A 20,337-nucleotide genomic window follows, 5' to 3' on the forward strand; every position below is an offset into this window, starting at 1 on the left:
ACTCTATACCATTAAGTGCCGCTCTTTTTCTCTGAGAACCTAACCAAACTTTTGTATATTATTTTAAAAATTCCCCACCATTCTTCATTGTAATAACACAATTTATATGAGAATAAAGCCGCTCAAAATCGCGATGAGGGTGATATTCGATCTCTTTTTGGTTGTTTTTATCGAAAACTCTTAATATTGCGCTTTTTCCACTCAACGATATTGTAACTGATTGATGTATACTTTTAACGTAATATTCTAAAGAATCGATGTTTTGTTCGTTCTTAACCTCAATAAATATAGGATAAATCGAATTATCAATTATTACTCTATTATCTTCCATATCAACCCTACTCATAACATTCTCATTTATTCATACGTGTATGTTAGAACAATAGTGCCACTCAATTATAAGAGTTATTAAACTCAATGTAATCTATGGATCGGTGGAAAATCACAAAAAACAAAAAAACAAAAAAACAAAAAAACAAAAAAACAAAAAAACAATCATTAAAATCAATTAGTTAAACATCCATAGATGAAAAATAATATATTGAATTCAACTGGAACTTGAAGGTATCTATGGAAATTTGATATCCAAATTGTTTTTCTCATATAGATTGGATGATTTGTGCTATATCTTTTGACGTTTTTAATTGTCTAATTTCTGTAAAAAGGTCCGAAGCCTCACTATACTCTTTGCGTAAATAACCTAACCATTGTTTGATGCGAGCAACATGATACAGCCCAGTATCCCCTTGCTTTTCTAACTGTACGTATTTTTGCAATAACTTAACTACATCAAACCAATTCATTTTAGGCTCATTATATTTCACTACTCGACTAAGGTTTGGAATGTTTAATGCCCCTCTTCCTAACATTACGGCATCACAACCTGTAATTTCTAGACACTTTTGAGAACTTGAGTAATCCCATATTTCGCCATTTGCAATAACAGGAATTGATAACCTTTTACGAATTTCGCATATAGCTTGCCAATTAATACGTTCAGCTTTGTAACCATCTTCTTTTGTTCGCCCATGAATCGTAATTTCCGTTGCACCAGCCTGCTCAACAGCATCTGCTATTTCAAACTTTTGTTCATTAGAATCCCATCCTAAACGTATCTTTACTGTTACAGGGAGATCACTAGGAACAGCCTCACGTATTGCTTTAGTCGCTTTGTATATTAGCTCAGGGTCTTTGAGTAATGTAGCTCCACCACCACTTCCATTCACCACTTTTGACGGACAGCCGCAATTCAAATCGACACCATATGAACCTAATTCTATAGCTCTAGCCGCATTTTCAGCCAACCATTCAGGAAACTGCCCAAGTAACTGAATACGCACTAACGTTCCTGATAGTGTACAGCTTTTATTATCTAGTTCAGGACAAATCCGATAAAAGGATTTTACTGGAAGTAACTGATCTACAACACGTAAAAATTCAGTAATACATAAGTCATAGTCATTTACTTCACTTAAAATTTCTCTAACTAAAGAATCAAGGACACCTTCCATTGGGGCTAGTAATACACGCATAGATCTCTCATAACACACTACATATTTAAAATTTTAATTATTCGGTAAAATTATATTTTCTTAACATCAAATAGTTCAAATTAGCGCACAAAATTACTGGTTTACTACTTGTTGCAAGCCTTCATAAATACCATCTTTGATGATAATTTCTTAGTCTGAATAATATAATTTACCTGAACGAATTAGCTTATATAACACACCTTTCAAATATTATATGAGCAAAAAAACTTAGTCCACCGCCATTTTTACTTGTTGGCTCGTACGTTGCTAACCAGTAGTAATATGTTCTTCCAGACCTCAGAATTCACTTCATTAAGCCAGCATATGCAAAGCAATCAGGTATTTTTCGCCCCAGAGCTACTCCCTAGTTTTTCTGCAATGTTATAGTCTATTTATACTCAGATACAACTATGAAATGGCTTCAGAATATTTCAATGTTCCGAAAATAGTTGACCGTCTTTTCCGTCTCTGAATAACAAAATCATACTGAAAATAAAAGCAAATTTCCTAGTTCACATAGCATTCTATATGGGGTTTAGACTATCAAAAAGCATTCGGTTTATAACGTAAAGAACCAACAATTCGATCCCAAATTTCAACCATCTCAGCTTCACTGTATGTTGAAAATTTATTGATGTTATTTATAACAATCTCTACCTTTGGAATGCTTAATGTTCCCTTAGTTTCATTAGCAAAGAACAAAAAATTATAATACGGTAAATGGGGTATTCTTTTGTTTTCCACTTCAGAATAGACCTCTTGTTCACCTTTTACTAACCATTCTTGTGAAGGAATATTATTAGGCGATAAACTTCCGTTCTTGATCGTTTCTCTATTCTGTTTACGTATAACCGCATTTATCTCAGCACTTCGGCTTAATAAGGTATCATTAGAGCCAGCAAAACGATTATCGGATTCAACGGAAAGCAATAATTCATCATTTTCATAAATAAATGAAATTTGCTGCTTAGGTTTTTCATTATTATCTAAAATAAAACCATTCGGGATACAAGCCCCTTTTTCCGTCGGAATTTCGTGATCTAAACGACCTTGTAATCGAGAGATTAATGATTGCATTGCGATTAATTTTGTTGGTTTTTCATTTGACTGAACCTCTGTAAATCCTCTAGCTAAAAACACCAATTTCTTTTTTTCGTACTTTTTATCAGAAAAATCCCTGATGTTTGTAGTAATAACAAATGCGATATGATTCACATACACATGAGCTTCTAATATTCGATACGCATCATTTGATGTTGGTTTGTTTCTATCAAAAATAACACCTTTACCATCCGGTAATTGAATAACCTCTTTCAGCATCGGTGCATTGTCTGCGCTAGTTTTCCATTCCCGTAATTCTGCTTCACGTAACGTGATACGTTGCTTAAATGCAGGTGGATAGATAAACTTGCTTTCAATTTTAAAATCATCAATATACACACTATCGCGTAGCCGATTATTGAATGAATCAGGGACATCAATAATTTAAGTCGACTCCCCAAGATCCTAATTCAGCCGCTCGGTTTGCATTTTCTGCCAACCACTGAGGATGCTGCCCTAATAGTTGCACACGAACTAATGTCCCTTAAGGGGTGCGGCTTCCATACTTTAGTTCAGGGCATAAACGGTAAAATGTTTTTGCAGGTAAAAGGGTATCAACCACGCGAACAAACTCGGTTATGCACAGGTCATAGTTATTAACTTCACTTAATAAACAACGAACTAGGGGGTCTAAAACTCCTTCCATAGGAGCTAACAAAACGAGCATAAATGGCTCACAAAAAACGTAATAATTCCTGCTTATCATACCGTTTATTTAATTGATAAGCAGGAAAAATTCTAAGACAGGAGTGACCAGAGACTGGCTTGAAATGGTTTTTCAAATAGCTCTAGCCAATGCTATTAACATTAAAAAGAGCTACAAGATTATGGGAGGTTAACTGTCACTACGCCCCTGTTTGACTTTTTTCTGTGCGTTTTTCCATGGGGAGCCTGCCCCCTTCCCTGAACTTGGCTTTGACGATGGTGCATTGCTACGACGTGGTGCTTTACTTTGATTCCTATCACCTGAAGCGCCTGAACGACGTTCATTGCGTTGTGGTGTTTTTTGAATAGGCTCCGCTTTGATGGATGGGTCGGGCTCATAGCCTTCAATCGCCATCAATGGAATCGATTTTTTCAATAATTTTTCAATATCCTTAAGTAACTTAGCCTCATCGATACATACTAAGGAAACGGCCATTCCAGTTGCTTCTGCACGGCCTGTACGACCAATACGGTGAACATAATCTTCTGCAACATTAGGTAGCTCAAAATTCACTACATAAGGAAGCTGTTCAATATCGAGACCACGAGCGGCGATATCCGTTGCTACTAAAACACGAATATCCCCAGATTTAAAGTCAGCTAATGCACGAGTACGCGCCCCTTGGCTCTTGTTGCCATGAATAGCCGCAGCTTTAACACCATCTTTATTTAAATGCTCAGCAAGACGATTTGCACCATGTTTTGTACGAGTAAAAACAAGGACTTGTTGCCAATTTTCACGGCCAATCATAAACGAAAGCAATTCCGCTTTTCGTTTTTTATCAACCAAATGTACATATTGAGTTACTTGCTCAGAAGCTGAGTTTCGCGGAGCAACTTCAATAGTTACCGGGTTATTGAGTAATTTATTCGCCAGTTGTTTGATTTCGTCAGAAAACGTTGCTGAGAACAATAAGTTTTGGCGTTTTTTAGGTAACTTATTAATCACCCTACGAATATCATGAATGAACCCCATGTCTAACATACGGTCAGCTTCATCCAGTACAAAAACTTCGACCTGAGAAAGGTCTACTGCATTTTGATGCGCTAAATCTAATAAACGCCCCGGAGTTGCAATTAGGACATCAACCCCGCCACGTAACTTCATCATTTGCGGGTTAATACTCACCCCACCAAAAACCACAAAAGAACGAATACGTAAATGACGGCTATATTCTTTTACATTTTCAGCAACTTGCGCTGCAAGCTCCCTTGTTGGCGTCAGAATTAACGCGCGAATAGGCTTGCGATCCTTTCCTGCTCGAGGAGTTGTAATAAGCTTTTGTAAAATTGGTAATGTAAAACCTGCTGTTTTACCTGTACCTGTTTGAGCGCTAGCTAAAAGGTCGTTTCCTGCAAGCACGGCTGGGATAGCTTGTTGTTGAATAGGCGTAGGGCTTTCATAACCTAATTCATTAATGGCAAGCAAAATTTCCTCGTTTAACGCGAGGTCTGAAAAAGTAGTCAAATTAAATTACTCCGGGCTTCACCGCTTCAAATTGAATGTGGCAGTTATGGGGGAAGTGAGTCAGAAGAAAAAGCGCAAACTGCCGTGCGACACTGTGTAAAATTCTAACATTATTTGCAGATGATAAATATATTAATTTAGTTTGCTTAATAAATTAATATAAAATCTCATTCGTATAGTATATATACTTACATGGTACTATGAGATGTCGTTTTTTACTTTTTATTAACATGAAAAGCCATTAAGAGCTAATTAGGTGTTATTTAATTCTGAATTTTTAAAGGAATGGTTATGAATACAAGTTCATCGTCAACATTGCGAGGAGAAAATGCAAAAATGCAATTGCTTCTTACTGCTGCTGATGTATATGGAGAACAAGGGCTTGATGGCGCTACTACACGCAAAATCGCACAGGCATCAGGGCAAAATATTGCCGCAATTTCTTATTATTTTGGATCAAAAGAAGGGCTTTACTTAGCTGTTGCTCAGCTTATCGCAAAAACAATCAGGGACGATTTCCATGATGTTTTTCAAGCAATTGACAATTTTCTAAATCAACCTTTGTCAGTACAGGTAACTGATAATGCACTTGATTTACTACAAAAAACAGTCATTGCTTATAATCATTTTCAGTTGGAAAAGAAAAATTTAAGCTTTTCTCGCATATTAGCACGTGAACAACTCAACCCCACCGAAGCCTATACGATAATCCATGAACAAGCTTTAGGCCCAATACATTCGCGCCTAAACCGCTTGATTGCGATTTATATTGGCGCTGACCCCAATCATTTAACAACGTTAATTCATACACACGCAATCCTTGGCGAAACGCTTTCATTTCGTATTGCTCGAGAAACGTTATTACGCCAAACTGGTTGGAAACATATTAATGAAAATGAATTTAAAATTATTAATCAAGTTCTTATTGAACATACAAATATATTATTAGCAGGCTTACGCCATCGCAAACAATATGAAAAGTGATATGATAAAAATATTAAAGTGATTCATTCACATTGATAATAACTAGAGGCTGATGATTTTATTGCAACTTGAGCCACATTTCTCCATTAAAAACAGCGGCCTCTAACAACATAATTTGTTTTCATATCGTGGATTCTTTAAGTAAGGTTAGCTATGAGCAATAAAAACCGTTCTGTTGTTGTTTTCATTATTCTCATATTAATCGGTGCTGCAATTGGCGGTTATTACTACTATCAATCACAGCAAGACAAAATATTAACTCTCTACGGCAATGTAGATGTCCGGACAGTAAATCTTGGTTTTCGAGTGTCAGGTAAGCTCAAATCCCTAAACGTTGATGAAGGCGCAAAAATTATTGCAGGCGAGCAACTTGGTCAACTGGATGATGCCCCCTACATCAATGCCTTAAATAAAGCCAAAGGGGTACGTGACAGCGCCAAAGCTCAACTTGCTTTGAAAGAAAGTGGTTACCGAACTCAAGAGATTGCACAAGTTGAAGCTGAAGTTGCGCAAAGACAAGCTGCTTGGCAGTATGCCGACAACTTCTATAAACGTCAGCAAGGGCTTGCTGCGTCTCGCGTGATTTCAGCTAATGACTTAGACAACGCGAAGAACAATCGAAACCAAGCATTTGCCGCCCTTCAAGCAGCACAAGATAAACTGAACCAATACCAAAGTGGCTTTCGCCAAGAAGAAATAGCCGCTGCGCGAGGCGAATGGCTACAAGCCGAAGCTGCTGTTGCTCAAGCTGAACTCGACTTACAAGATACCGTTTTAACTGCACCTTCCTCTGGAACTGTTTTAACCCGAGCAATAGAGCCGGGCACGATCATCGGTGCAGGTAATACCGTCTTTAGCGTCACTTTAACTAATCCAGTTTGGGTTCGAGCCTATGTGAGTGAACCGCACCTCGGTGATGCCATCCCCGGTAAAGAAGTCTTACTGTATACAGATAGCCGCCCAAATCAGCCTTACCATGGCACCATCGGTTTTGTTTCCCCTACAGCCGAATTTACTCCTAAAAGCGTACAAACACCGGATTTAAGAACCGACTTAGTCTATCGACTACGTATCGTCGTCAATGATGCTGATGATGCTTTACGTCAAGGAATGCCAGTAACTATTCAATTTGCTGATAATAAACAGTAAGAGTTTGCTATGAGTGATGATTACAGTATCCGCCTATCCAATGTCGAGAAAACATTTGTTGGCTTGGATACTCCAGCCGTTGAAAGCTTAACAATTGATATTCATGGGGGTTCTGTAACTGGCCTTGTCGGTCCTGATGGTGCAGGAAAGACAACCTTAATGCGTATGATTGCAGGACTATTAAAGCCAGATGCAGGGAAAATTAGCGTGATGGGGCTTGACCCTATCGACGACAGCATTGCTATGCGAGCCGACCTTGGCTATATGCCCCAAAAATTTGGTTTATATGAAGACCTGACCGTACAAGAAAATTTAAATTTATACGCAGATTTGCGTGGGGTACTCGGCGAAGAGCGGCAAAAAACCTACCAACAACTGCTTTCTTTCACCAGCCTAGCTCCTTTTACCGATAGGCTAGCTGGTAAGTTATCGGGAGGAATGAAGCAAAAACTCGGATTGGCCTGTACATTATTAGGAAAACCCAAAGTTCTTTTACTCGACGAACCCGGTGTTGGTGTTGACCCCATCGCTCGACGCGAATTATGGCAAATGGTTCATACTCTTGCCGATGATGGAATGCTAATTCTTTGGAGTACTTCTTATTTAGATGAAGCTCAGCAATGTAAAAATGTGCTGCTGTTAAATAAAGGCAAACAGCTTTATGCAGGAAAACCCGAATTATTGACTCAAAAAATGGCCGGACGTTCGTTTTTACTTGATGTACCTGCCTCACAAAAACGCACGGTATTGCAAAATGCACTCGTATTACCTGAAACCACCGATGGCGTGATCCAAGGACGCTATATTCGCTTAATTTTGAAACCTAATGCTTCACAAGCGAATTTATTAACTGCATTAAATATGGCAGATGGAAAACTCATTGAGGCACAGCCACGTTTTGAAGATGCGTTTATTGACTTGTTAGGTGGAGGTCCATCTCATCGTTCAGAATTAGCCGCTATCGTACCGCAAATTCCGCCTAATCCTGAAGAAACCGTCATAGAAGCGCGTAATTTAACCAAAAAATTTGGCCAATTTGCGGCAACTGATACCGTAAATTTTCAAGTTAAACGTGGAGAAATTTTTGGTTTATTGGGACCAAATGGTGCAGGAAAATCGACGACTTTTAAAATGATGTGTGCGTTAATGAAGCCAACAGATGGGCAAGCACTCGTTCTTGGAATGGATTTAAAAACAAGTTCAAACAAAGTCAGACAGCACCTTGGTTATATGGCACAAAAGTTCTCGCTGTACGGCAACCTAAAAGTAGGGCAAAACCTGAAATTTTTTTCAGGTGTTTATGGTTTGCATCATCAACAACAAACCAAAAAAATCCAAGAAATGGTTGAGGCTTTTAATTTCAAACCGATTATCAATCAGGTTACTGAATCCCTCCCTTTGGGTTATAAACAACGTTTAGCCCTCGCCTGCTCATTGATGCATGAGCCTGATATCTTATTTTTAGATGAGCCAACCTCAGGCGTTGATCCACTAACCCGTAGAGAATTTTGGTTACATATCAATGGCATGGTTGATAAAGGCGTTACCGTTATGGTCACGACTCACTTTATGGATGAGGCAGAATATTGTGACCGTATCGGGCTGGTTTACCATGGAAAAATTATTGCGGCGGGAACCCCTGATGAACTGAAACAGCAAGTCGCCAGCACTGAAAACCCTGACCCATCCATGGAAGATGCATTTATTGAGCTTATCATGAATTATGATAAGCAACAGGAGGCTCAATGACTCGCTCCGCTTCCCATTTTTCATGGCGTAGGCTTAAAGCGCTGTGCTGGAAAGAAAGTAAACAAATTGTTCGCGATCCTAGCAGCGCCCTTATCGCTGTAGTTATCCCATTGATGTTGTTATTTATTTTTGGTTACGGTATCAATTTAGATTCAAGTAAATTACGTGTCGGTATTTTACTTGAGCAACAAAGTTCGCCAGCACGTGAATTGGTTGATACCTTCACGGGTTCACCATTTATTGATGCCACCATTAGTGATAACCGCCATTTATTAATCGATAAAATGCAAGCAGGGGAAATTCGCGGCATTATCGTCATTCCAGTGAATTTCTCAGCCCAATTACTGCAAAATCAAGGCTATGCCGCAATTCAAGTCATTACTGATGGTAGCGAACCGAATACCGCTAACTTTGTACAAGCTTATACCCAAGGTGTGTGGCAAACGTGGCTAATTCAACAAGGGGAAAATAAAGGCTACTCAACAGAACCCTTAATTGAGCTCAATATGCGCTATTGGTTTAATGAAGCTGCAATTAGTCAGCATTTTATTATTCCAGGGGCAATTAGTATCATTATTACCGTAGTTGGTGCTATTTTGACCTCCTTAGTTATCGCAAGAGAATGGGAACGTGGCACGATGGAAGCATTACTGTCAACTCAGATTACTAAAACTGAATTATTGCTTTCAAAATTATTGCCTTACCAAGTTCTCGGTACTTTTGTGATGGTGTTATGCATGTTTGTCACCATATTTATCTTAGAGGTACCTTATCGCGGCTCTCTATTGGTCTTATTTGTCATTACCAGTCTTTATTTGGCAACCGCACTGGGAATGGGGTTATTGATTTCAACAATTACTCGTAACCAATTTAATGCAGCGATGGTCGCTCTGAATGCCGCCTTCTTACCTGCCATTATGTTATCTGGGTTTATTTTTGAAATTGATAGCATGCCAGCCATTATTCAGGCTGTGACTTATTTTATCCCTGCCCGGTATTTTGTCAGTAGCTTACAAACACTCTTTCTTGCCGGTGATATCTATATTGTTTTATTGATAGATTTCCTGCTATTAATCGCATCTGCAATACTATTTATTGGACTGACGGCGCTAAAAACTCGCCGTCGTTTGGATTGAGGTGACGTTATGTTTTATCGTCTATACACTTTAATTATGAAAGAACTTCAATCATTACTTCAAGAACCGCAAACACGGGTTATCCTCATTTTGCCCGTGATATTTCAGATGATTTTATTTCCTCTGGCCGCCACACTTGAGGTGACTAACACAACTATTGCTATTTTTGACCAAGACAATGGTGAGCATTCTATCGAGCTGACGCAACGTCTCGCCAAAGCCAGTGCATTTTCTCACGTTTTATTATTGAAGAATGAATACGATATTCGTGAAACGCTTGATAATCGCAAAGCACTGCTGGTTGTCCGTTTTGGGCAAAATTTTAGTGCTGATATTGCGAGTCGCCATAATGCTAATATGCTGTTACTTCTTGATGGACGTAATTCAAATAGTGCGCAAATTGCAGCAAACTATGTTGCACAAATTGTCACTCAATACCAACATGAGTTAACTCAATCACAGCCTGTACCAAACAACAGTGAATTAATCGTTCGTAATTGGTACAACCCAAATTTAGATTATAAATGGTTTATTGTGCCTTCATTGGTAGCTTTAATAACAACGATTGGGGTATTGATTGTGACATCGCTTTCTATCGCGAGGGAAAGAGAACAAGGCACCCTTGACCAATTACTCGTTTCTCCCCTAACCACTTGGCAAATATTTATTGGTAAGGCGGTACCTGCGTTGATCGTTGCGACTGCACAGGCGAGTTTAGTCCTAGTTATTGGGATATTTTGCTATCAAATTCCTTTTGCTGGCTCCTTGCTCCTCTTTTATGCCACCATGTTATTTTACGGATTGTCATTGGTAGGGTTTGGTTTACTCATTTCAGCACTGTGTTCAACTCAGCAACAAGCATTCATTGGGGTATTTGTCTTTATGATGCCAGCGGTGCTGTTATCAGGTTATATTTCCCCAGTCGAGAACATGCCAGTTTGGCTGCAACAAATTACTTGGATTAACCCAATTCGCCATTTCACTGAAATCACCAAACAGATATACCTAAAAAATGCTGATTTTTCAGTTATCTTCCATAGTTTATGGCCATTATTTATCATTGCGATAATCACCAGTTCAGTGGCTTATTATTTATTTAGGAAGAAAATAGCGTGATCATAAAGAAATAACATTACGCTTTGGAAGTGCAACTAAAAGTGCAGAAACTACCATTAACATCTTGAATTACAAACAAACTAATAATATTCAAATCATATTTTACGATAGTATTTAGATCAAAAAACCCTTGCTACCGAAGTAACAAGGGCTTTCAATTTTAACGACTGCTATCCCCTCATTTCATGGAGTAATGAGGAATGCCAACCAAATTAGCGGCGGTCACCAAAGATACGCAGTAACATTAAGAACAGGTTAATGAAGTCTAAATACAGAGATAATGCACCCATGATAGAGTATTTACGCATTGTTTCTCTGTCGTTTTCATCAATTTGTGAACCCATTTCTTTCAGTTTTTGTGTGTCATACGCGGTTAAAGCAGCAAACAGTAAAACACCACCGTATGTGATCACCCAATACATCATGGTGCTTTGCAGCCAGATGTTAACCAAAGAAGCGACAACAATACCAATCAGCGCCATAAACAGGAAGTTACCCATACCTGTTAAGCTACGTTTAGTGGTATAGCCGTAGAAGCTTAATGCACCAAACATTACTGCTGTAATGACAAATGTGCCCGCAACGGACTCACCGGTATACGCCGCAAGAATAACTGAAATCGTTAAGCCGGTGAGCAATGAATAGAGCATAAACATGCCCGTTGCTGCCATGCCACTAATTCTTTGCAGTAGGAATGAAATCCCCATCACTAAACCGAGCTCAGCAATGATCATTCCAAAAAAGAGAATTTTATTGGTTGCAATGGTGTAGTACAAACCACTGCTAACTGAATACCATGCAACAAAAGCTGTCAGCAGTAGACCGACTGTCATCCAGCCGTATACTTGCGACATAAATGCCTGAACGCCAGTATTGGCACCCTGGACAAGAGAATCATTACGTTGATCAAACTGACCCATGATGGTTACCCTTTCGCTAAAAGAAAAATCGACCCAGTAAAAATACTGCAATCGGAGAAATTAACCAAAGTCTAACACATTCTTTTGACAATACCATTCAGCAAATTCGTATTTTTCAGAGGAAAAAGTGCGATTACCAGCGGTTTGCAGACGCCTCGTCGGTTTCTTTCGCTTCCACCCAACGCTCATTCTCAGGTAGTGTTTCTTTTTTCCAAAATGGTGCTTTGGTTTTTAAGTAATCCATAATAAATTCAGCGGCTTGAAATGCTGCATTTCGATGGGCACTCGTCACCCCAACAAAAACAATTTCTTCGCCAGGTTGTAAGGTACCAATACGGTGGATCACACTGACTCGCTGCAATGGCCAACGCTCTTTTGCTTCTACAACTATATTTGTTAACGCTTTTTCTGTCATTCCCGGGTAGTGTTCGAGTGTTAATGCCGCAACACTGTCACCTAAATTATGGTTACGTACTTTCCCCGTAAAAGTCACAACTGCACCATCACTATCGCATTGAGCAAGCCATTGGTATTGCTCACCAACACTAAAATTTTCTGTTTGTACTGCAATATGGGTGTTTTCCATATCATCCCCCAGTGACTGGTGGGAAAAAGGCCACTTCGTCCCCTTCTGAGAGTGGGTGGTCAAGTGAAACAAATGATTGATTAACAGCGGCAAGTAATTTGCCATCTTCAAGTGCCAACGCCCAGCGATCGCCTTTTTGTGAAAGCGCTTGACGTAAGTCTTCAACTTTTTGATAAGTGTCAGTGAGTTCTAAGCGTTCTGTTCCGACTAGCTCACGTACTTGAGCAAAAAATAATACTGTGATCATTATTCCACCTTAAAATGTCCAGACTTACCGCCTGTTTTTTCTAATAAACGAACAGGGCCAATCACCATATCTTTTTGCACTGCTTTACACATGTCATAAATCGTCAAAGCAGCAACGGATGCAGCAGTTAATGCTTCCATTTCTACCCCTGTTTTCCCTGTTAATCGGCAACAAGTTTCAATACGAACTCGGTTATGCTCAGGTTCCGCTTTGAGTATCACTTCAACTTTGGTTAACAGCAGTGGGTGGCATAATGGGATAAGCTGCCAGGTATTTTTTGCCGCTTGAATACCCGCAATACGCGCCGTGGCAAACACATCTCCTTTATGATGGCTACCGTCAACAATCATCGTTAGAGTTGCTGGGTTCATAGTGACATAAGCTTCTGCGCGAGCTTCACGGACAGTTTCAGCTTTGGCTGAAACATCAACCATATGCGCCTCGCCCGACGCATTGAGGTGAGTCAGTTGGGACATATTTTCTCCTGAAATAAAAAAGAGTTAACCGCCGATTACGGATAAATTTGGTGTAATTCCGCTATCACCCATATGCAGAAAATGGGTTTCTCGTTTATGGTGTAAGCCTCGCTGAATACGGGCTTTTAACGCTTCGTTTTGGTCATCTGCCCCCAATAAATCACGCAGCGGAATACCATTTTCACCAAATAAACATAAATGTAGGTTTCCTAGTGAGGAAACTCGTAAGCGGTTACAACTTTGGCAAAAATCTTTTTCATACGGCATGATAAGCCCGATTTCGCCTTGGTAATCTGGATGACTAAAGACTTGAGCTGGCCCGTCACTACGAGAGCGAGGAAGCATATACCAGCCTTCTTCAATTAAGCGATCGCGAATGGTTTCGCCCGAAATATGAAATCGCTGGAAGATGTCACTGCCGTCGCCGGTTTCCATTAACTCAATAAAGCGTAATTGAATAGGACGATGTTTGATCCAGTTTAGGAATGACTTCAAAGCGATATCGTTGACATTTTTCATTAATACCGCGTTCACTTTGACTTTTTCAAAGCCAGCTTCAAAAGCAGCATCAATACCTTTCATCACCTGAAAGAATTTGTCTTGTCCCGTGATCGCCGCAAATTGGCGTGGATCTAAGCTGTCAACGCTCACATTGATCGCGTTTAACCCTGCGGCTTTCCATTCATGCACATCTCTCGCCATACGGTAGCCATTGGTTGTCACGGCGATTTTTTTGATCGATTCATTTTCATTGATGGTAGCAATAATATCACTGAAATCTTTGCGCATAGTCGGCTCTCCGCCCGTAATACGCACTTTTTCTGTGCCTAATTCTGCGAATGCCGTACTGATACGACGAATTTCATCTAATGTTAAGAATTCATTGCGACCGCTTGGCTTGTAACCATCGGGTAGGCAGTATGTGCAACGAAAGTTGCAAACATCTGTTATAGAAAGCCGGAGATAGTAAAATTTCCGGTCAAATTGATCGACGAGTTGCTGCATAATCACACCTTTCCAAGTACGGGAGATGCAGACATTTCTATCTTGCACCCTGGTGGCTCTAGGCCACGGCCAGTGCATCATATTCAGTCGTTCAAACTTAGACGCAAAGGCTAGGAGTTTTATTTGGAACCGAGTCACTGATTTTAAACTGTAAAATGCGTCACTCTGTTCACTTAATTTATGTAAGGATTCTAGCCGATAGAAATTGAAAAAGCGAATTACAATTCGATATATACTATTACATACAACGACTTACAAAAGATATTATAGAATCACCGAAGCTATTATTATCACTGATAATTTTGCATTTTAGATGGCTTTAAAAAGCATAATTTCATGCTAATTGATTAACATCTCTAACTATTTAATTAAACATTTATTGATATAGATCTAAAATGGGGAGCAAGCTCCCCATCTAATTGTTTACGTTATAAATATCAGCACTCAACGCTTATCAAACCGATATTTCAAACTGAATAATTGGCATATCAATTAAAAATAAATAGTAAGGCACAAAATTTATTAACCAAAACGCCACAGCGTAATGTATGACGTGTATTTAGAAACGGTACTCTATCCCGCCCGACACTGTTCGCCCTCTACCTAACGTATTGGCCAAGCTTTCCCCATAACTAACCACGTACGCCCGGTTGGTCAAATTTTCAACATTTCCTCGAATAGTTAAATTATCGGTTAACGCATAACTTGCGTATAAATCAATCAATGTATATTTAGGCCAGTCAGCTAAGTAAGGGTAATTTGATTCCGCTGAGTAGTCTTGAAAACCTGGCGTGAAACGAACGACTACACCACCATCGAGTTTTCTATCAAACGCTCGCCCCCCTAATGTAAAGGAACCACGGTCACCGGGTAGGTTCGCTGCACTACTAAAAATGGCGCTGCTGTCACAATCCACATGGTTGTTTGATGCCTCATTTGGCTCAACATACCAGTTACCGGGACCAACGTCCTCACCATACTTCAATACGCCGCCTAACCATGCGGGATGTGAACAGAATTTATTTTTGCCAATCATATGGGTAAAGGTCAGGTCTGCATACACAAAACCTGCGTCGTAATTTAGTTGATATTCAACCCCTCTAAAACGGGTCGCAACCAAGTTGTTGCTATAAGCCGCATTTCCAATATTAGGGCTAACCATCCCTGGCTTTTTACGGTCAATCGCTAAGTTAATGTAGTTATCTACACGTGTATCAAAATAGGCAATTTTCGCCACAAATCGGTCTTCTTCGATAAACAATTGCGGATAATTGATGTTCATACCCACTTCCCAAGCATTTGAACGCTCAGGTTTTAAATACGGATTGGGGAATTGAGTCGAACTACTGTGAGCACTTCCTGTGGTTAACGTTTCTGTAATCGCTGGCGGGCGCCATGACCGCCCATAACTGGTAAACAATTCCATCCATTCCAGATTAGGACGTACCGCTAAGCGAATATGGGGTGAAAATGCCCCTTCTGAGTTATCAACATCCCAATTTTCCGTCGTCATGACAACCTTGCAATCACGTAATCTTCTTCCTGTACATGGATTGTCTTTGGTATAAGGAAGCACTGCATAACTCATGCTAGTTTGGCCTTTGAGAGAATAATAGTCATAACGCATTCCCCCTTCTAATGTTAACCAATCATCGTATTCATAAGTTAAATTAGTGAAAAGTGAGCTCAATGAACGTTTTCCGTCCGGTGTCACTCCACTAGCCGCTTCACGTGTCGAACTACTACTCGCTTTGTCTTGGAACGTTTCCAAACCATAATGCGCTTTTAATACATTGTTATGGTTAAATTCAATTTCTGAATGATTTTCAAGCTGTATCCCTACCGTTTTGACTCGAGTGTCCATCTGGTAGCCATTATTATAAATTTGGCTAGTGGAATAGGTGTCTGTATTGTCTTTAGTATCAACAAAATACACTTTTCCTTTTAGCTCGGTGCTCCATGGGTTATCGCTAAATTGAGTGTAATCAAGGGAATAATTCTTGGCTGTTACATCACTGAAACCGCTACTTTTCCACCCTAGCTTATAAGGCCACGAGCTACCTAAGTTCGTTAACGTTCCTGCATTTGGTGTTGCCACTTTGGTTTCTAAGTAATTGAATTGCAAACGCTGCTCGTTGCTTATATTCCAGCCGGCCTTTGCCAAATAAGAGGTCATTCGGTAATTACTGTCATTTATACGAGTGTGTTTTAATTGGTGCGCAAGTTCATCATAATGCCCTGCTCCATTATTGACTCGAATATTACCAATATCACCGTGAGTTCCTGGTTTATAATCCCCAAGACGTCGTTCACTTGCCGCAAACAATAAATCCGCGTTTTCATTCCCTAATGCCAGCACACTACTGCCAATAAAGTGAGTATTATTTGACCCCGTACTCGCATGTAATTTTCCACCAAAGGTTTTATCTTTTGATAAAAAATCAGACGCGTTGACAGTATTGAAGGTTGCCACACCACCTAAGGTTCCACCGCTTCCCATTCCACTTGTATTGCCCTTTTGTATCTCCACACCAGAAAGCAGTTCTGAGTCGATATACATCGAACCATTGCGCTGGCCATGACCACTTTTTTGAAAATTTTGCCGCATCCCATCAATATTCATATTCACGCGGCCATAATCCTGTATTCCACGGATATTCACAGATAAAGAAGGGTCTTGTTGGCTAACACTCGAATAGACACCTGTCGTTAGCTCTAACACATCAGCTATGTGCTTTGGTGGGCGGTCATCAATTTGTTTTTTACTAATCACACTGACGGATGATGGACTGTTATATACCCAATCCCCTTGTTGGATCTGGCTTGCTGTGACAGTAATATTATCTAGCTTAATCACCGAATCACCAGTAGTAGGCGCGATACGCTCAATGGTTATTCGGTTATTTTGTAATTGATATTGCACAGGGTTTGAACCAATTAATCGACGTAATCCCTCCTGTAGCGTAAAGCTTCCTTTCAAGCCTTGACTTTGTAAGTCATTAATTTCTCGGCTCTGAATGATAATTTCTACCTTTGCTTGCCAGGCGAATTGCAGCAAAGCATTTTCAAGTGAGCCTGCAGCAACAGAAAATGTTATTTCCTGCTGTGCGGATGCTACCGCTGAGTTAGCCTGTGCTAGATTGAAAAATGAAAATGCAGGTAACGTAAATAATGCAAGGTGAACACAGAGTGTTGCTTTTTTATAGTGGTGCTTTTTTTGAGTCATTTCCCATCCCTAAAATGATAATGGTAATAAAAATCATAATCACTTAGATTAAGACGCAGAAATTAGGAAAACCCGTAAATAAATATTTATAAAATAATTTATTATTATTCGATATCTATATTAATTATTAATAATCAATATATTAAAGTGAAAAATGGAATTTCATAAACGGATAAGCCATACGATGACACCAAATTCGTTAGCCCACTATCAAGTGTATTAATTTGCAGTACACCACTAATGTGCCCTACTCTTTCCTCAGTCAATAAAATAATTTGCTTGTCACGGTATCGATTTATTTCAGCGATAACCTCCGGAAAGGTTTGCTGCTGAAAAATAATTTGTCCTTCTCGCCATACCGCAGAATGTGAGTTGACCATGGAAGTCATAGGCGTTATATCTGATTGATATTGAGTAAAATTGCCTGCTGGAATGACCATTTCCTGCCCTGATAATAGTGACACCTTTACACTGTGTTGATAAACGCTGACCGCCACTTTGCTATTTTCATTATCAACTGAAAACTCAGTGCCAAGTGCCTGAGTTATGCCATTTTTCGCCATAACCTGAAAAGGCCTTGGTTCCGTATCCGTTTTTGGTGCAACAGTAAAATAAGCACGCCCTCGTAATAAATTAACTTGCCGATACTGCGGGCTAAATGCTAATTGCAATTGCGCACCACTGTCGAGGTCAACACGGCTACCATCAGGTAAGGTAATATGCTGTATTTCACCGGTTTTCGCATAGTAATCCGCTGGCTGTGTATATTGAAAATACCAAATTGACATGGATAACACACTCACTAGTACAACCGCCGCTATTGATAAACCAATATAGCGAGGCTGCCTCTTCTTATTCATTCCCTGTTGATTATCTGCTGTTTGTTGTCGCGGTTTATTGGCCGTTAATGCCCATAATTGCCGTGCACGATAGTATGTAGACGTATGTTGCTCTGACGCATTCAGCCAAGACTGAAAGTCTTCATTTTCTTGCGACGTCAGCTCTCGTTGCGTGGTTTTAACAACCCACATTGCGGCTTTGTTTTCAATTTCAGATGGACTATCAGATGGCTTCATGACTAGTCTCTCCATTTATGAATTAGCATTGCCAATGCATTGGCTAAATGTTTTTCGACTGTGCTTAATGAAATATTTAAGCGCTGCGCCACTTCCGTTTGAGCTAATCCTTCTTCTCGATGCAAGCGAAATATCTCCTGAGTCCTGGGCGGCAAAGATTGAATAATATTCTGAATTTGTGCGAGTTGTTGATCATGAATAACAGTGGCTTCAAGGCCTTTTACCCGTGATGGGATCTCTTGCCATTGTTGGTCACTGATCGCCATTAATTGTTGTTTTTTCTGTAGCCGGAAATGGTCAATCATCAGGTTTTTCGCAATTCGATACAAATACGCGTCAACATCTTGAATAGTTGATGTTTTCATTAACTCTGCCATTCGAGCAAAGCTTTCCTGCGTGATATCCATACTTAAATTATGGTCTTTAAGATACATATTCAGATAACGGCATAACGACGATGAATGGCGAGCAAACAGGCGCTGTAATTCTGAATCAGACATATTGATCCATAAATAAACAATGAAAATGAGAATTATTTACATAATATAGATAATAATTTAAAATGAAAACTCCCTAGTGCATTTTTCCTTCTAAGACTCACATCAATACAGAATCGTCTCTTTTATTGTTTTTTGTCACAGTACTTAAGCTAAGAATGATGTTTTATGGTAGATTAACGCCCAATTTATTTTGGTCGCCATAAAACGGGCTTAGCGTAAAAAAACGCATTTCGTAACTCGCTGGTTTACTTGCTTTTATAAGTACTGAAAATTAACTGATATAGGAACACTATGCCGAATTGCAGTCTGGCGGATCTCAGGCATGTTGTCGCTCTAGGTGGCGGGCATGGACTTGGTCGCGTGATGTCTTCACTTTCTTCTTTAGGTTCTCGTTTAACGGGTATTGTCACCACAACCGATAATGGGGGCTCAACAGGTCGTATTCGTCGCTCTGAAGGCGGGATCGCTTGGGGGGATATGCGTAACTGTTTAAATCAGCTAATTACTGAGCCATCCATTGCTTCTGCGATGTTTGAATATCGTTTCAGCGGTAATGGTGAGCTTTCAGGGCATAATTTAGGTAATTTAATGTTAAAATCATTAGACCACCTAAGTGTACGCCCGCTAGAAGCCATAAATCTTATCCGTAATATGCTAAAAGTTGATGCGCAGTTGATCCCGATGTCAGAATCCCCTGTTGATTTAATGGCTATCGATGAAATGGGCAATGAAGTATACGGTGAGGTGAATGTTGATGCCCTGCATGAAATCCCGCAAGAATTACGCTTATACCCGACAGTAAAGGCAACGAAAGAAGCCTTACAGGCTATCCACCAAGCAGACTTAATTATTATCGGCCCCGGCAGCTTTTTTACCAGTTTAATGCCATTATTGCTTTTGGATGAAATTGCAGCTGCACTGCGCGAATGTAAAGCCCCGATGATTTATATTGGTAATTTAGCGAAAGAAATTAGCTCCCCAGCAGCAAACCTGTCTTTGCCTGACAAACTAAAAATGATGGAACATTATATTGGTTGCCAAAAAATTGATGCGTTAATCCTTGGTCCTCGCACACAAACAAGCAATATCAGCCCTGAACGCAAAATAATTCAACGGGTACTCGAAGCTGACGATATTCCCTATCGCCATGATAGAAAGCTGTTACTGCAAGCCATCGAAGAAACCATCAACTTGTTATAATCCCCAACCGCCATTCCGCTGCTAAATACCCGCAGCGGAAAACCTTCCCTAAAATTAGCCCTTTGTTTCCCGTATTTCCACAAAATCTATTTTCAAAATACTTTGCGTTGTGGGTAGGCGGCAAGTGTTGGCAGCTCGGGGAGCATACATAAATATGTGAC

18 protein-coding genes, 1 pseudogene and 1 riboswitch are annotated in these 20,337 nt (G+C 39.8%); of the genes and pseudogenes, 6 read left to right on the forward strand and 13 right to left on the reverse strand.

The window, feature by feature from the left end; all coding sequences use genetic code 11:
- Positions 1-58 precede the first annotated feature (58 nt).
- From PSE60_RS10625 to rhlE, 5 genes and pseudogenes are all read right to left on the reverse strand, one after another.
- Positions 59-331 carry a hypothetical protein gene (locus PSE60_RS10625; protein ID WP_272665393.1) on the reverse strand — a complete coding sequence of 91 codons (273 nt, stop codon included), beginning with the start codon at positions 329-331 and terminating at the stop codon, positions 59-61.
- A 268-nt stretch (positions 332-599) separates the two neighbouring features.
- Positions 600-1,532 (reverse strand): tRNA dihydrouridine(16) synthase DusC, encoded by a 933-nt coding sequence (gene dusC, locus PSE60_RS10630; protein ID WP_272665394.1) that lies wholly within the window; start codon positions 1,530-1,532, stop codon positions 600-602.
- Between the two features lie 543 nt (positions 1,533-2,075).
- Entirely contained in the window at positions 2,076-2,972 is an 897-nt protein-coding gene (locus PSE60_RS10635) for a T6SS immunity protein Tli4 family protein (protein WP_272665395.1), read from the reverse strand.
- Positions 2,973-3,015: 43 nt separating this feature from the next.
- Positions 3,016-3,300, reverse strand: a pseudogene (locus PSE60_RS10640) (tRNA-dihydrouridine synthase); the annotation flags it as partial.
- 168 nt (positions 3,301-3,468) lie between these two features.
- Positions 3,469-4,806, reverse strand: coding sequence for an ATP-dependent RNA helicase RhlE (gene rhlE, locus PSE60_RS10645; protein ID WP_272665396.1), 1,338 nt, complete (start codon positions 4,804-4,806; stop codon positions 3,469-3,471).
- Between the two features lie 285 nt (positions 4,807-5,091).
- On the opposite strand from rhlE, the gene cecR reads away from it, so the two are divergent.
- The 5 genes from cecR to PSE60_RS10670 all read left to right on the forward strand — a co-directional run bounded on the left by cecR (position 5,092) and on the right by PSE60_RS10670 (position 10,940).
- Positions 5,092-5,790, forward strand: coding sequence for a transcriptional regulator CecR (cecR, locus tag PSE60_RS10650; protein WP_272665397.1), 699 nt, complete (start codon positions 5,092-5,094; stop codon positions 5,788-5,790).
- 153 nt (positions 5,791-5,943) lie between these two features.
- A complete protein-coding gene (gene hlyD, locus PSE60_RS10655) occupies positions 5,944-6,939 on the forward strand; it encodes a secretion protein HlyD (protein WP_272665398.1) in 996 nt (331 codons plus the stop codon).
- 9 nt (positions 6,940-6,948) lie between these two features.
- Entirely contained in the window at positions 6,949-8,688 is a 1,740-nt protein-coding gene (locus tag PSE60_RS10660) for an ATP-binding cassette domain-containing protein (RefSeq protein ID WP_272665399.1), read from the forward strand.
- A complete protein-coding gene (locus PSE60_RS10665) occupies positions 8,685-9,824 on the forward strand; it encodes an ABC transporter permease (RefSeq protein WP_272665400.1) in 1,140 nt (379 codons plus the stop codon). The genes PSE60_RS10660 and PSE60_RS10665 overlap by 4 nt, the downstream gene beginning before the upstream one ends.
- 9 nt (positions 9,825-9,833) lie before the next feature.
- Positions 9,834-10,940 carry an ABC transporter permease gene (locus PSE60_RS10670; RefSeq protein ID WP_272665401.1) on the forward strand — a complete coding sequence of 369 codons (1,107 nt, stop codon included), beginning with the start codon at positions 9,834-9,836 and terminating at the stop codon, positions 10,938-10,940.
- A gap of 212 nt (positions 10,941-11,152) precedes the next feature.
- On the opposite strand, the gene PSE60_RS10675 is transcribed toward PSE60_RS10670, so the two are convergent.
- The 8 genes from PSE60_RS10675 to PSE60_RS10710 form a co-directional block, all read right to left on the reverse strand.
- Positions 11,153-11,860 carry a Bax inhibitor-1/YccA family protein gene (locus tag PSE60_RS10675; protein ID WP_210836063.1) on the reverse strand — a complete coding sequence of 236 codons (708 nt, stop codon included), beginning with the start codon at positions 11,858-11,860 and terminating at the stop codon, positions 11,153-11,155.
- Positions 11,861-11,993: 133 nt separating this feature from the next.
- Entirely contained in the window at positions 11,994-12,446 is a 453-nt protein-coding gene (gene moaE, locus PSE60_RS10680) for a molybdopterin synthase catalytic subunit MoaE (RefSeq protein ID WP_004909169.1), read from the reverse strand.
- A 1-nt stretch (position 12,447) separates the two neighbouring features.
- Positions 12,448-12,693: a molybdopterin synthase sulfur carrier subunit gene (gene moaD, locus PSE60_RS10685; RefSeq protein WP_004909166.1), complete on the reverse strand. Its 246-nt coding sequence runs from the start codon at positions 12,691-12,693 to the stop codon at positions 12,448-12,450.
- Positions 12,693-13,169: a cyclic pyranopterin monophosphate synthase MoaC gene (gene moaC, locus PSE60_RS10690; RefSeq protein ID WP_109910974.1), complete on the reverse strand. Its 477-nt coding sequence runs from the start codon at positions 13,167-13,169 to the stop codon at positions 12,693-12,695. The genes moaD and moaC overlap by 1 nt, the downstream gene beginning before the upstream one ends.
- A gap of 24 nt (positions 13,170-13,193) precedes the next feature.
- Positions 13,194-14,174, reverse strand: coding sequence for a GTP 3',8-cyclase MoaA (gene moaA / locus PSE60_RS10695; RefSeq protein WP_272665402.1), 981 nt, complete (start codon positions 14,172-14,174; stop codon positions 13,194-13,196).
- Positions 14,164-14,303, reverse strand: a riboswitch (molybdenum cofactor riboswitch). It overlaps the preceding gene by 11 nt.
- A gap of 430 nt (positions 14,304-14,733) precedes the next feature.
- The gene (locus PSE60_RS10700) at positions 14,734-17,400 is read right to left on the reverse strand and encodes a TonB-dependent receptor (RefSeq protein WP_272665403.1); all 2,667 of its coding nucleotides are present in this window, start codon (positions 17,398-17,400) and stop codon (positions 14,734-14,736) included.
- 134 nt (positions 17,401-17,534) lie between these two features.
- Complete coding sequence (locus PSE60_RS10705) at positions 17,535-18,476, reverse strand: FecR family protein (RefSeq protein ID WP_272665404.1); 942 nt, start codon at positions 18,474-18,476, stop codon at positions 17,535-17,537.
- Positions 18,477-18,478: 2 nt separating this feature from the next.
- Entirely contained in the window at positions 18,479-18,976 is a 498-nt protein-coding gene (locus PSE60_RS10710; protein ID WP_272665405.1) for an RNA polymerase sigma factor, read from the reverse strand.
- A gap of 291 nt (positions 18,977-19,267) precedes the next feature.
- On the opposite strand from PSE60_RS10710, the gene PSE60_RS10715 reads away from it, so the two are divergent.
- Positions 19,268-20,176 carry a gluconeogenesis factor YvcK family protein gene (locus tag PSE60_RS10715; RefSeq protein WP_004909155.1) on the forward strand — a complete coding sequence of 303 codons (909 nt, stop codon included), beginning with the start codon at positions 19,268-19,270 and terminating at the stop codon, positions 20,174-20,176.
- Positions 20,177-20,337: the final 161 nt, after the last annotated feature.

Origin of the sequence: Providencia sp. PROV174 (genome assembly GCF_028480685.1) — a bacterium.
Classification (GTDB): Bacteria; Pseudomonadota; Gammaproteobacteria; order Enterobacterales; family Enterobacteriaceae; genus Providencia; species Providencia rettgeri.

What these genes read in the sequence shown, in the direction of transcription:
- PSE60_RS10625 (WP_272665393.1), bottom strand. Translation starts at nt 331, where the DNA reads ATGGAAGATAATAGAGTAATAATTGATAATTCGATTTATCCTATATTT.
- dusC (WP_272665394.1), bottom strand. Translation starts at nt 1,532, where the DNA reads ATGCGTGTATTACTAGCCCCAATGGAAGGTGTCCTTGATTCTTTAGTT.
- cecR (WP_272665397.1), top strand. Translation starts at nt 5,092, where the DNA reads ATGGTTATGAATACAAGTTCATCGTCAACATTGCGAGGAGAAAATGCA.
- hlyD (WP_272665398.1), top strand. Translation starts at nt 5,944, where the DNA reads ATGAGCAATAAAAACCGTTCTGTTGTTGTTTTCATTATTCTCATATTA.
- PSE60_RS10660 (WP_272665399.1), top strand. Translation starts at nt 6,949, where the DNA reads ATGAGTGATGATTACAGTATCCGCCTATCCAATGTCGAGAAAACATTT.
- PSE60_RS10665 (WP_272665400.1), top strand. Translation starts at nt 8,685, where the DNA reads ATGACTCGCTCCGCTTCCCATTTTTCATGGCGTAGGCTTAAAGCGCTG.
- PSE60_RS10670 (WP_272665401.1), top strand. Translation starts at nt 9,834, where the DNA reads ATGTTTTATCGTCTATACACTTTAATTATGAAAGAACTTCAATCATTA.
- PSE60_RS10675 (WP_210836063.1), bottom strand. Translation starts at nt 11,860, where the DNA reads ATGGGTCAGTTTGATCAACGTAATGATTCTCTTGTCCAGGGTGCCAAT.
- moaE (WP_004909169.1), bottom strand. Translation starts at nt 12,446, where the DNA reads ATGGAAAACACCCATATTGCAGTACAAACAGAAAATTTTAGTGTTGGT.
- moaD (WP_004909166.1), bottom strand. Translation starts at nt 12,693, where the DNA reads ATGATCACAGTATTATTTTTTGCTCAAGTACGTGAGCTAGTCGGAACA.
- moaC (WP_109910974.1), bottom strand. Translation starts at nt 13,169, where the DNA reads ATGTCCCAACTGACTCACCTCAATGCGTCGGGCGAGGCGCATATGGTT.
- moaA (WP_272665402.1), bottom strand. Translation starts at nt 14,174, where the DNA reads ATGCAGCAACTCGTCGATCAATTTGACCGGAAATTTTACTATCTCCGG.
- PSE60_RS10700 (WP_272665403.1), bottom strand. Translation starts at nt 17,400, where the DNA reads ATGACTCAAAAAAAGCACCACTATAAAAAAGCAACACTCTGTGTTCAC.
- PSE60_RS10705 (WP_272665404.1), bottom strand. Translation starts at nt 18,476, where the DNA reads ATGAAGCCATCTGATAGTCCATCTGAAATTGAAAACAAAGCCGCAATG.
- PSE60_RS10710 (WP_272665405.1), bottom strand. Translation starts at nt 18,976, where the DNA reads ATGTCTGATTCAGAATTACAGCGCCTGTTTGCTCGCCATTCATCGTCG.
- PSE60_RS10715 (WP_004909155.1), top strand. Translation starts at nt 19,268, where the DNA reads ATGCCGAATTGCAGTCTGGCGGATCTCAGGCATGTTGTCGCTCTAGGT.